Annotated in this window: 11 protein-coding genes and 1 riboswitch; of the genes, 10 read left to right on the top strand and 1 reads right to left on the bottom strand. The window is 74.4% G+C overall.

Annotated elements, in window-relative coordinates:
* Positions 1-15 precede the first annotated feature (15 nt).
* From O7607_RS16055 to O7607_RS16065, 3 genes are read left to right on the top strand one after another with little or no spacing between them, the layout of a single operon-like run.
* The gene (locus tag O7607_RS16055) at positions 16-1,695 is read left to right on the top strand and encodes an ABC-F family ATP-binding cassette domain-containing protein (protein ID WP_269704013.1); all 1,680 of its coding nucleotides are present in this window, start codon (positions 16-18) and stop codon (positions 1,693-1,695) included.
* Positions 1,692-2,498 carry a nucleotidyltransferase family protein gene (locus O7607_RS16060; protein WP_269704014.1) on the top strand — a complete coding sequence of 269 codons (807 nt, stop codon included), beginning with the start codon at positions 1,692-1,694 and terminating at the stop codon, positions 2,496-2,498. The genes O7607_RS16055 and O7607_RS16060 overlap by 4 nt, the downstream gene beginning before the upstream one ends.
* A gap of 21 nt (positions 2,499-2,519) precedes the next feature.
* Positions 2,520-3,482, top strand: a complete 963-nt coding sequence (locus O7607_RS16065; protein WP_269704015.1) for an aldo/keto reductase — start codon at positions 2,520-2,522, stop codon at positions 3,480-3,482.
* A gap of 1,157 nt (positions 3,483-4,639) precedes the next feature.
* On the opposite strand, the gene O7607_RS16070 is transcribed toward O7607_RS16065, so the two are convergent.
* On the bottom strand, positions 4,640-5,551 hold the full coding sequence (locus O7607_RS16070) for an endonuclease domain-containing protein (RefSeq protein WP_269704016.1): 912 nt from the start codon (positions 5,549-5,551) through the stop codon (positions 4,640-4,642).
* A 118-nt stretch (positions 5,552-5,669) separates the two neighbouring features.
* A riboswitch (TPP riboswitch) is annotated at positions 5,670-5,781 on the top strand.
* On the opposite strand from O7607_RS16070, the gene thiE reads away from it, so the two are divergent.
* From thiE to thiC, 7 genes are all read left to right on the top strand, one after another.
* Positions 5,776-6,402: a thiamine phosphate synthase gene (gene thiE, locus O7607_RS16075; RefSeq protein ID WP_269704017.1), complete on the top strand. Its 627-nt coding sequence runs from the start codon at positions 5,776-5,778 to the stop codon at positions 6,400-6,402. Its footprint overlaps the riboswitch before it by 6 nt.
* The gene (gene thiO, locus O7607_RS16080) at positions 6,396-7,520 is read left to right on the top strand and encodes a glycine oxidase ThiO (protein WP_269704018.1); all 1,125 of its coding nucleotides are present in this window, start codon (positions 6,396-6,398) and stop codon (positions 7,518-7,520) included. Before thiE ends, thiO begins: the two co-directional genes overlap by 7 nt.
* Positions 7,517-7,717 (top strand): sulfur carrier protein ThiS, encoded by a 201-nt coding sequence (gene thiS, locus O7607_RS16085; protein ID WP_269704019.1) that lies wholly within the window; start codon positions 7,517-7,519, stop codon positions 7,715-7,717. The genes thiO and thiS overlap by 4 nt, the downstream gene beginning before the upstream one ends.
* Positions 7,718-7,721: 4 nt before the next feature.
* Positions 7,722-8,495 carry a thiazole synthase gene (locus O7607_RS16090; RefSeq protein ID WP_269704020.1) on the top strand — a complete coding sequence of 258 codons (774 nt, stop codon included), beginning with the start codon at positions 7,722-7,724 and terminating at the stop codon, positions 8,493-8,495.
* 62 nt (positions 8,496-8,557) lie between these two features.
* On the top strand, positions 8,558-9,223 hold the full coding sequence (locus O7607_RS16095) for a thiamine phosphate synthase (RefSeq protein ID WP_269706993.1): 666 nt from the start codon (positions 8,558-8,560) through the stop codon (positions 9,221-9,223).
* Positions 9,224-9,302: 79 nt separating this feature from the next.
* The gene (gene thiD / locus O7607_RS16100; protein WP_269704021.1) at positions 9,303-10,091 is read left to right on the top strand and encodes a bifunctional hydroxymethylpyrimidine kinase/phosphomethylpyrimidine kinase; all 789 of its coding nucleotides are present in this window, start codon (positions 9,303-9,305) and stop codon (positions 10,089-10,091) included.
* A gap of 17 nt (positions 10,092-10,108) precedes the next feature.
* On the top strand, positions 10,109-11,692 hold the full coding sequence (gene thiC, locus O7607_RS16105; RefSeq protein ID WP_269704022.1) for a phosphomethylpyrimidine synthase ThiC: 1,584 nt from the start codon (positions 10,109-10,111) through the stop codon (positions 11,690-11,692).
* The last annotated feature ends 37 nt before the right edge of the window (positions 11,693-11,729 follow it).

Consider the following 11,729-nt stretch of genomic DNA (forward strand, 5'->3'; position numbering starts at 1 on the left):
GGGCAGGATGCCCGCGTGGGATACGTGGACGTGGCAGGAGTCGGGCACATCCTCCCGGACGGGCGTGAGCTGTTCAGCGACGTGTCGTTCCGGGTCGGCGAGGGTGCCAAGGTGGCGCTGGTCGGCCCGAACGGCGCCGGCAAGACCACGCTGCTGCGGATGGTCGCCGGTGACCTGCCGGTGAAGACCGGCGCGATCGCCCGCTCCGGTGGGCTGGGCGTGATGCGGCAGTTCATCGGCATGATCGGAGACGAGTCCACGCTCGCCGACCTCGCCCTGTCGCTGGCGCCGCCGGCGCTGCGCGACGCCGGGCGGCGGCTCGCCGAGACCGAGGCGGCCATGCGGGCGGCCGAGGTCCGCGGCAAGTACAGCTCCGCCGCCGCGAAGACCCAGCTCGCGTACGCCGAGGCGCTCGCCGCCTGGGGCGAGACCGGCGGGTACGACGCGGAGGTCCTCTTCGACACCGTCGCCACCATCGTGCTCGACCTGCCGTGGGACAGCGCCCGGGAACGGCCGGTGCGCACGCTGTCGGGCGGCCAGCAGAAGCGTTTCGCGCTGGAACTGCTGCTGCGCGGCCCGGACGAGGTGCTGCTGCTCGACGAGCCGGACAACTTCCTCGACGTACCGGGCAAGCGCTGGCTGGAGGCGCGGCTGCGCGAGTCGGGCAAGTCCGTGCTGTACGTATCGCACGACCGGGAACTGCTGGCGCAGACCGCCGACCGGGTCGTCGCGGTGGAGGGCGGCAGCGCCTGGGTGCACCCGGGCGGCTTCGCGAGCTGGCACGAAGCCCGGGTGGCCCGCCACGCCCGCCTCGACGAGCTGCGCAAACGCTGGGACGAGGAGCACCAGAAGCTGCGTGAGCTGATGCTGATGTACAAGCAGAAGGCCGCGTACAACGACGGGATGGCCTCCCGCTACCAGGCCGCGCAGACCCGGTTGCGCAAGTTCGAGGAGGCCGGGCCGCCGCCCGTACCCCCGAAGGACCAGGACATCCGGATGCGCCTCACCGGCGGGCGGACCGGCAAGCGCGCGGTCATCGCCGAGCAGCTGGAGCTCGACGGCCTGACGTATCCGTTCGACCTCGAACTCTGGTACGGCGACCGGGTCGCGGTGCTCGGCGCGAACGGCACCGGCAAGTCGCACTTCCTGCGCCTGCTGGCGCGGGGCGGCACCGACCCGGAGCCGGGCAACACCCCCGTCGACGGTGCCGGCGCGCTCGCACCGGTCGCCCACGGCGGCGTGGTCCGGCTCGGCGCGCGCGTGCGACCCGGGCACTTCTCGCAGACCCACGACCGGCCGGAACTGATGGCCAAGACACTCGTCGAGGTGCTGTGGCGCGGCGACGACCACCGCGCCGGCATGGACCGGCACGCGGCCATGGCGGCGCTGTCCCGGTACGAGCTGGCCGGTCAGGGCGACCAGCGGTTCGGCACGCTCTCCGGCGGGCAGCAGGCCCGGTTCCTGGTGCTGCTGCTGGAGCTGTCCGGGGCGACCCTGCTGCTGCTCGACGAGCCCACCGACAACCTCGACCTGGCCTCCGCCGAGGCGCTGGAAGCCGGGCTGACCGCGTTCGAGGGGACTGTGGTCGCGGTGACCCACGACAGGTGGTTCACCCGTACCTTCGACCGGTTCGTGCTGTTCCGCGGCGACGGCGACGTGGTGGAGACGCCGGAGCCGGTCTGGGACGTCGGGTGATCGACCGGGACCTGGCCGACCGGCTGTGTGCGGTGGACGGCGTGGTCGCGGTGGCGCTCGGCGGCAGCCGCGCCCGCGGCGACCACCGGCCCGACTCCGACTGGGACCTGGGCCTCTACTACCGGGGTACGCCGGACCTGGCCGGGCTGCGCGCGGTGGCCGCCTCGGTCGCCGACGGGCCGGTGGACCTCACCGCCCCGGGCGGCTGGGGACCGTGGGTCGACGGGGGCGGCTGGCTGCGCGTCGGCGGGGTCGCGGTGGACTGGATCTACCGCGACCTGGACCGCGTGCACCGGGTCTGGGCGGACTGCCGGGCCGGCCGCTACACGGTCGAGGTGCAGGCCGGGCACCCGCTCGGCTTCTACTCCCACGCGTACGCCGGGGAGGTGGCGCTCGGACGGGTGCTCGGCGACCCGACCGGCGAGCTGACCGCGCTGCGGGCCGAGGCCGTCGACTACCCGCCCGCGCTCGGCGCCGCGCTGGTCGCGGCCGGATGGGAGACCGGGCTGCTGCTCGACGGCGCCGCGAAGGGTGCGGCCGGGGGCGACGCCGGCTACGTGGCCGGCTGCCTGTTCCGGGTGGTCGGGGTGCTGGTCCACGCGCTGCACGGCCGCGCCGGACGGTGGCTTGTCAACGAGAAGGGCATGATCGCCTCCGCCGGGCGCCTGCCGGGTACGCCGCCGCACTTCGCCGAGCGGGCGCAGGCACTGCTGGGCGCGGTGGGGCGTACCCCGTCCGAGCTGGCGGCGACAATCGCCGCTGCCCGGACGCTGGCCGCCGAGGTGCTCCCGCTGCCCGGGTGACCCCCGGGCAGCGGGCATAGGGTGGATCTCGTGAGTGAGATGACCTATCGCCGGCTGGGCGACTCCGGGCTCGTGGTGTCCGTGGTCGGTATCGGCTGCAACAACTTCGGCCGCAAACTCGACCTCGACGGCACCCGCGCGGTGGTGGACGCCGCGCTCGACGCCGGGATCAACTTCTTCGACACCGCCGACATCTACGGCGAGCCGCAGGGCGCCTCCGAGGAACTGCTCGGCCAGGCGCTCAAGGGCCGCCGCGACGACGTGGTGGTGGCCACCAAGTTCGGCATGGACATGCACGGCGCGAACGGGCCCGACCACGGCGCCCGGGGCGCCCGCCGCTACATCGCCCGCGCCGTCGAGGCGTCGCTGCGCCGGCTCGGCACCGACCACATCGACCTGTACCAGATGCACGAGCCCGACCCGGGCACCCCGATCGACGAGACGCTCGCCGCGCTGGACGACCTGGTGACCGCCGGCAAGGTGCGCTACCTGGGCAACTCCAACTTCGCCGGGTGGCAGATCGCCGACGCCGACTGGACCGCGTCGTCGCAGGGCCGTACCCGGTTCATCTCCGCGCAGAACCACTACTCGCTGGTGGAGCGCGGGGTGGAGGACGAGGTGATCCCGGCCTGCGAGCGGTTCGGCCTCGGCATGCTGCCGTTCTTCCCGCTCGCCAACGGGCTGCTCACCGGCAAGTACAAGCGCGGCGAGGCACCCCCGGCCGGTAGCCGCCTGGCCGGTGGCGGCCGGTACGCCGAGCGGCTGGCCGCCGCGCGCTGGGACGTCATCGAGGCGATCGAGGCGTACGCGGCCGAGCGCGGGATCAGCATGCTCCAGGTGGCCATCGGCGGCCTGGCGGCCCGTCCCGCCGTGACGTCCGTGATCGCCGGCGCGACCACTGCCGAGCAGGTGAAGGCGAACGCCGAAGCGGGGACGTGGCAGCCCAGCGACGAGGACCTGGACGCCTTGGACGCCATCCTCTGACCGTCCCCGCCGGTGCCGACGCGCCCGCCCGCGCGTCGGGTCCGCCCGTGCGCCCGAGCGTTGGGTCCGCTCGCGCTCGGGTCCCGCCCGTGCGCCCCGCCCGTGCGTTGGGCCCGCCCGCGCTTGGGTCCGCCCGTGCGTCCGGTCCGCGCGTTGGGTCCGCTCGCGCTTAGGTCCGCCCGTGCGCCCGCGCGTTGGGTCCGCTCCCGCTTAGGTCCGCCCGTGCGCTCGCGTTCGGTCCGCCCGCGCGTCGGATCCCGCCCGTGCATCCGGTCCGCGCGTTGGGTCCGCTCGCGCTTGGGTCCCGCCCGTGCGTCCGGTCCGTGCGTTGGGCCCGCCCGCGAGTGGGGCCAGCTCGCTCGATCGGCCCGTCCGCGCGGTCCGTCCGCGCGTTGGGTCCGTCCGCGCGTTCGGTCCACCGGTGTTCGGTCCACCGGTGTTCGGTCCGCCCGCGCATCGCAGGTGCGCCCGCTCGTCGGCGTGCAACCGTCGGGGCTTGCCCCGCGCGGCGGGGTGCGCCCACCGGGCCCCGCCCGCGCGCGGAGGCACCCATGGCGTTCCACTCAGAGGCAGCGCCCACGATGGCTGGAACGGTATGGGTGTCAAGAGGGCCTTGAGACACCCATGGCGTTCCACTCGTCGCCAGATTCAGTCGCGAGTGGAACGCCATGGGTGTCTGCGGCGGCCTCCTGACGCCCGTGGTGTCTCGGGCGGCTCGGCCCGGCCCGGCCCAGCCCGGCTCGGCTCGGCTCGGCTCGGCTCGGCCCGGCCCGGCCCGGCCCGGCTCGGCCCGGCTCGGCTCGGTCGGCCCAGCCCAGCCCGGCCCGGCCCGGCTCGGCCCGGCCCTGCTTGGCCCGGCCCGGCCCGGTTCGGCTCGGCCAGGTCAGGCACCACGGGTCAGGCGCCGGGTGGCGGTGGCCGGGCCGGCGCGCGCCGGGGCGAGACTCGTAGCTGCGGGCTGCGGGCTGCGGGCTGCGGGCTGCGGGCTGCGGGCTGCGGGCTGCGGGCTGGAGGCGCGGCGGGGTGCGGCGGGCTGCGTGCCGGAGGCGTGGTGCGGCGGGGTGCGGACCAGAGGCGTGGCAGGGTGCCGCGGGTGCGGGTGCGGGTGCGGGTGCGGGTGCGGGTGCGGGTGCGGGTGCGGGTGCGGCGGGTGCGGGTCAGTGGTTTGCCGCGGTGGCGCGACGTTCGGCCAGGGCCTGGCGTACCAGGGCGACTGTGGCGTCGGGACGGCGCAGCACGTCGTCGGCGGTGAACCGGAGCACGACCCACCCGGCCGCGCGGAGCGCGTTCAGTCGCGCCACGTCCCGCCGGAAGTGAGCCCGTTCCCGGTGGTGGTCGCCGTCGTACTCGACCGCGAGGCGGAGAGCCGGCCAGGCCAGGTCCACCCGGGCCACGAAGCGTCCGCCGGCGCGCACCTCGTGCTGGGCGGTGAGCGGGCCGAGACCGGCGTCGAGGAGGAGCAGCCGCAGCCGCGTCTCCATCGGAGACTCGCTCAACGGCTCGGCCATCGCCAGCACCTCGCGCAGCAGCGGAGCGCCCGGCCAACCCGTCCGGTCGGCGGCGTAGGCCCGCAGTGCGGGCAGCTTCACGACCCGGCGACGCAGCAGCGCGTCGACGGCGACCAGCGCCTCGGCGAGTGAGCCCTGCCGGCCCAGGTCGAACGCGGTACGCAGCGAGGTGGTGACCGGCAGCCCGCCGAAGAAGGTGCGGTCCCGCTCCGGCAGGGGCGACCGGACCACCCGCAACCGTGGGTGCGGTCGCAGTCGAGCAGCGGTCGGCAGCAGCACGGTGACCGGCGCGTCGCGGGTGAGCACGTCCGCGCCGAACAACCAGGCGGCGCTGCGTCCCGCCAGCACGGCACCCGGCGGCAGGCGCAACGCCACCGCCTCGCACCACATCCGGTGGTCGTCGGCGCGGTGTCCGTCCCGATGCACGTACACGTCCGGGAGCAGGCGAATCCACGTCGGCCCGCGCAGCATCGTCCAGGTGAGCAGCCCTTCGGACACGGCGCGGCCGCCCCGGAACGGCAGGGTCGCCAGGCGGCGCGGGACACGGGCGGGAACGGACATCCCAGCAGCGTGTCGTGACGAGACGGTCACCCACTGCCCCGATCCGGCGGACGGCTGGTTCCTGGGAAAAACCTCACCCGGGCTTCCGTACGGGCAGGAGGCGTCGTACGGTAGGCCGCAAGTGACCCACGGGAGCCCGGTGCGGACCGGGCTGAGAGGGGGGCTGGGAGCCCCCGACCGTCGAACCTGATCCGGGTAATGCCGGCGCAGGGAGGAGCGTTGCCGTGCTGTCCCTGGGACGACTGCATCTCATCACCGACACCCGGCCGGGGCGTGACCCGCTCGCCGTGCTGCGTGCCGCCCTGCCGGTAGCCGGCGCCGACCTCGTCGTGCAGGTGCGCGTGGAGGACGACGCGACCGACCGGGAGGCGTACGAGCTGGCCCGGCTGGTGGTCGACGCCTGCCGGCCGTATGGGGCGCGGTGCCTGGTCAACGACCGGTTGCACGTGGCGCTCGCGGTGGGCGCGGCCGGGGGCCATGTCGGCGCGGACGACCTGCCGGTGCCCGCCGCGCGCCGGGTGCTCGGCCCGGACGCGGTGCTCGGCGCGACCGCCCGCGAGCCGGTGACCGCCCGTGCCGCGGTGGACGCCGGGGCCACCTACCTGGGCGTGGGCCCGTGTCACGTCACCACCACCAAGTCCGGCCTGCCGGAACCGATCGGCCCCGAGGGGATACGCGCGGTGGCGACGGCGGTGTCCGTGCCGGTGATCGCGATCGGCGGGGTGACCGCCGCGACCGTGCCGGCGTTGCGGGCGGCCGGTGCGTACGGGGTGGCGGTGGTCGGCGCGCTCAGCGCTGCTGCCGATCCGGCGTACGCCACCGCCGAGCTGATGCGGGCGCTGACGTGTTAACAAGGGACCCTTCCTCTACCGGAGGCGTTAACAGGGGGCCCTTCCTTACCGAGGTGGCGGTGGTGGGGGGCGGGCCGATCGGGTGGGCGATCGCGTGGCGGTGCGCGCAACGCGGACTGCGCGTGGTGGTGCACGACGACCGGCCCGGGTCGGGCGCCTCGTCGGTGGCCGCCGGGATGCTGTCGCCGGTCGCCGAGGCGTACTTCGGTGAGCACGAACTCACCGCGCTTCTCGTCGAGTCCGCCGCCCGCTGGCCCGGCTTCGCGGCTGAGCTGACCGAGGCGAGCGGCGTCGACATCGGCTACTCCACCGAGGGCACGCTCGTCGTCGGGCTCACCGCCGACGACCTGGCCGAGGCGAGGCGGCTGTGGTCGTACCAGCAGGGGTTGGGACTGCCGATCACGCCGTTGCGTCCCTCGGAGCTGCGCGGTCGCGAGCCGGCGCTGGCGCCGCGCGTGCGCGGCGGCGCTGTCGCGCCCGGTGACCACCAGGTCGATCCGCGGCGGCTGGTCGTCGCGTTGCGCACGGCCGCCGAACGCGCCGGTGTGGAGCTGCGTCCGGCCCGCGTCGGCGCGTTGTCCGAGGTGGACGCGCGGGTCACGGTGGTCGCGGCGGGCTGCGGCGCGGCGGCGCTGACCGGCCTGCCGGTCCGGCCGGTCAAGGGCCAGGTGCTGCGGCTGCGCGCGCCCGGTGACGGTCCGCCGGGCTTCCGGCACGTGATCCGGGGGTACGCGGACAGCGAGTCGGTCTACCTGGTGCCCCGGGACAGCGGTGAGGTCGTGGTCGGGGCGACGGTCGAGGAGCGCGCGGACACCGCTGTCACCGCCGGTGGCGTGCTGACGCTGCTGCGCGCCGCCGCGGAGCTGGTGCCGGAACTCGTCGAGTACGAGCTGGTGGAGGCCGTCGCGGGGCTGCGCCCCGGTACGCCGGACAACGCGCCGATCATCGGGCCGCTGCCGGGGCGGCCGGGCGTGGTCGCGGCGACCGGGCACCACCGGCACGGCATCGTGCTCACCCCGGCTACCGCCGACCTGGTCACCGAGCTGATCGTCACCGGCGAGCCGGATTCCGCGCTCGCCCCCTTCACCCCGGATCGCTTCGGGAAGGAGCGCACGTGAAACTGATCGTCAACGGCACGGGCCGGACGCTGCCCGACGGCGTCACCGTCGCCGAGGTGGTCCGCACCGTCACCGACCGGGAGCGCGGGCTCGCGGTGGCGGTGAACGGCGAGGTGGTGCCGCGCGGCGGCTGGCCGGAGAGCGTGCTGCGCGACGGCGACCGGGTCGAGGTCCTCAGCGCCACCCAGGGCGGGTGAGCGGATGTCCACGTTGGAAATCGGCGGGGTCACGTTCGGCTCCCGGCTCATTCTCGGCACCGGCGGCGCGGCCAACCTGCACGTGCTGGAGCAGGCGATCCGGGCGTCCGGCACCGAGCTGGTGACGCTGGCGCTGCGTCGGGTGGACACCACCCCCGGCGGGTCGGGTGGCCTGCTCGACCTGGTGGAGCGGTGCGGCGTACGGCTGCTGCCGAACACGGCCGGCTGCCGGACCGCTGTGGAGGCGGTGAAGACGGCGCACCTGGCGCGGGAGGCGTTCGACACCGACTGGGTGAAGCTGGAGGTGATCGGTGACGAGCGCACGCTCCTTCCCGACGGGGTGGAGCTGCTGCGCGCCGCCGAGGAGCTGGTGGCGGACGGGTTCACAGTGCTGCCGTACACGTCGGACGATCCGGTGCTGGCGCGGCGGCTGGCCGACGTGGGCTGCGCGGCGGTGATGCCGGCCGGGTCGCCGATCGGTTCCGGGCTGGGCATCGGCAACCCGCATCACATCCGGCTGATCCGGCAGGCCGTCGACGTGCCGGTGGTGCTCGACGCGGGCATCGGCACCGCCTCGGATGCGGCGCTCGCGATGGAGCTGGGCTGCGACGCGGTGCTGCTGGCGAGCGCCGTGACCCGGGCCGCCGACCCGGTGGCGATGGCCACGGCGATGCGCTACGCGGTCGAGGCCGGGCGTCTGGCGTACGGCGCGGGCCGCATCGCCCGCCGCTTCCACGCCCTCGCGTCCACCCCGGATGAGGGACGGCCCGACCTGTGACCGCCTCACGCCTAGCGGATCTTGGTACGGATGCGCCCTTCGAGGGGCGGCCGCGTACCAAGATCCAGGGCGGGCCGAGCGGCATCGTGCTGCTGACCGATCGGCGGGTCGCTCGACGGGCGCTCGTCGACGTGGTGGCGCGGGCCGTGGGTGGGGGAGTGCGGTGGGTGGTGCTGCGGGAGAAGGACCTACCGCGCGCCGAGCGCCTCGCGCTCGCCGCCGACCTGCGCGCGATCCTCGCCGACGCGGGCGGCACGCTGATCGTGGCCGGACCCGATCCGCTCGACGGGGACGCGGTGCACCTGCCCGCCGCCGGCCCGTACCCGCCGCCCGCCGTCGGACTCGTCGGCCGCTCCTGTCACGACACCGCCGAGCTGGCCCGCCTCACCACCGAGCACTACGCAACAGTGTCCCCGGTCTACGAGACAAAGACAAAGCCCGGCTACGGCCCGGCGTTGCGACCGGACGGATTGAGTGAGCTGGCGAAAGCCAGCCCGGTTCCGGTGCTCGCCCTGGGCGGCATCGAAACCCCGGCCCAGATCCACGCATGCATAGAGGCAGGCGCAACAGGAGTAGCGGTGCTGGGCGCCATCATGCGCGCGAAGGACCCGAGAGAAACCGCCACCACGCTGGGCAGCGCCTTCCAGGAGGCGGCCACCCGTGTGACGCGCACCCACCCCGCGCGACCCGACGAAGGCCCGCACGAGAAGGGCTGCGGCCGACCGTGACCACGCAGGGATCAAGCCTGACCGCCCGGAGTGGGCACGGTCGGCCGCAGCCCTCAACCGCAACAAACGGAGAAGACCAGTGACGCCGAAAACAGTTCTCACCGTCGCAGGATCCGACTCCGGAGCAGGAGCGGGCATCCAGGCCGACCTCAAGACGTTCGCCGCGCTCGGGGCGTACGGCACGACAGTCCTCACCGCCGTCACCGCGCAGAGCACCAGGGGCGTGGACGCCGTCCTGCCGCTGCCCCCACAGACGGTGCGCGACCAGATGGACAGCGTGCTCGGCGACTTCGACGTGCGCGCCGTGAAGAGCGGCATGCTCGGCACCCCCGCCGTCGCCGACGCGGTGGCCGACGCGGCCCGGGCCGGGAGGCTGCCGCACCTGGTCGTCGACCCGGTGCTGGTCGCCACGAGCGGGCACCGGCTCGGCGTGGTGGAGGCGGTCGAGCGGCTGCTGCCGTACGCGGAGGTGGCGACGCCGAACTGCGCGGAGGCCGCGGCCCTCACCGGAGGCCCGGTGGGCACGGTCGAGGAGATGGTCGCGGCTGCCGAGGCGCTCGCGGCGCGCGGACCGGCGTTCGTGGTGGTGACCGGCGGCGACGTGGACGCCGACGGCGAGTCGGTGGACGTGCTCGCGGGCGGCGGAACCACGCGGCTGCTGCGCGCGCCCCGGGTGGACACCCGGCACAACCACGGCACCGGCTGTTCGTTCTCGGCCGCCGTCGCGGTCCGGCTCGCCGCGGGCGACGCGGTGCCGGTCGCGGTGGCGGCCGCCAAGGAGTACGTCACCCGCGCGCTGACCGGCGCGCGGACCTGGGAGCTGGGCGCGGGACGCGGCCCGCTGGACCACTTCGGCTGGTCCGCATGAGCGACAGGGAGGCTGGCATGCAGGCACGTCGCAAGGTGTACGTGGAAGGCTCACGCCCGGACATCCGGGTGCCGTTCGCCGAGGTGACGCTGACCGGGGACAACCCACCGGTACGGCTCTACGACACCTCCGGTCCCGGCTCCGACCCGGAGGTGGGGCTGCCCGCACTGCGCGGGCCGTGGATCGCCGAGCGCGGCGACGTGGCCCCGGTGCGCGGTGCCGGCACGCCGCTGGCCGGAACCCGTCCGACCCAGCTCGCGTACGCCCGGGCCGGGATCGTCACGCCGGAGATGGAGTTCGTGGCGATCCGCGAGTCGGTGTCGCCGGAGTTCGTCCGGGACGAGATCGCGGCCGGGCGGGCCGTGCTGCCGCTGAACGTGAACCACCCGGAGTGCGAGCCGGCCATCATCGGCAAGGCGTTCCTGGTGAAGGTCAACGCCAACATCGGCACCTCGGCCGTCACCTCGTCGGTGGCCGAGGAGGTGGAGAAGCTGACCTGGGCGACTCGGTGGGGCGCGGACACCGTGATGGACCTGTCCACCGGCAAGCGCATCCATGAGACGCGCGAGGCGATCGTGCGGAACGCGCCGGTGCCGATCGGCACGGTGCCGATCTACCAGGCGCTGGAGAAGGTCGGCGGCGACCCGGTGAAGCTGAGCTGGGAGGTGTTCCGCGAGACCGTCATCGAGCAGGCGGAGCAGGGCGTCGACTACATGACCGTGCACGCCGGGGTGCTGCTGCCGTACGTGCCGCTGGCAGTGGACCGGGTGACGGGCATCGTGTCCCGGGGCGGCTCGATCATGGCGGCCTGGTGCCTGGCGCACCACGAGGAGAACTTCCTCTACACGAACTTTCGGGAGCTGTGTTCGCTGCTCGCGAAGTACGACGTCACGTTCTCCCTCGGCGACGGCCTGCGCCCCGGCTCCATCGCCGACGCCAACGACGAGGCGCAGTTCGCCGAGCTGCGCACGCTCGGCGAGCTGACGAAGGTCGCCTGGGAGTACGACGTCCAGGTGATGATCGAGGGCCCCGGGCACGTGCCGATGCACAAGATCAAGGAGAACGTGGACCTCCAGCAGGAGTGGTGCCACGAAGCGCCGTTCTACACGCTCGGGCCGCTGACCACCGACGTCGCGCCCGCGTACGACCACATCACCTCCGCGATCGGCGCGGCGATGATCGGCATGTTCGGCACCGCGATGCTCTGCTACGTCACCCCGAAGGAGCACCTCGGGCTGCCCGACCGCGACGACGTGAAGGCGGGCGTGATCGCGTACAAGATCGCGGCGCATGCGGCCGACCTGGCCAAGGGGCACCCGGGCGCGCAGGCGTGGGACGACGCGCTGTCGAAGGCCCGGTTCGAGTTCCGCTGGGAAGACCAGTTCAACCTGGCGCTCGACCCGGAGACCGCGCGGGCGTACCACGACGCGACACTGCCCGCCGAGCCCGCGAAGACCGCGCACTTCTGCTCGATGTGCGGGCCGAAGTTCTGCTCCATGAAGATCACGCAGGAGCTGAAGGACTACGCGGCGCGAGGCATGCGCGGCAAGTCGGAGGAGTTCGTCGCCTCCGGGTCGCGGGTCTACCTGCCGCTGGCGTGAGCTCGGTCGGGGCGGGCCGATCCGGTCCGCCCCGACC

It is taken from the genome of Micromonospora sp. WMMA1949, from assembly GCF_027460145.1.
Lineage (GTDB): Bacteria > Actinomycetota > Actinomycetes > Mycobacteriales > Micromonosporaceae > Micromonospora.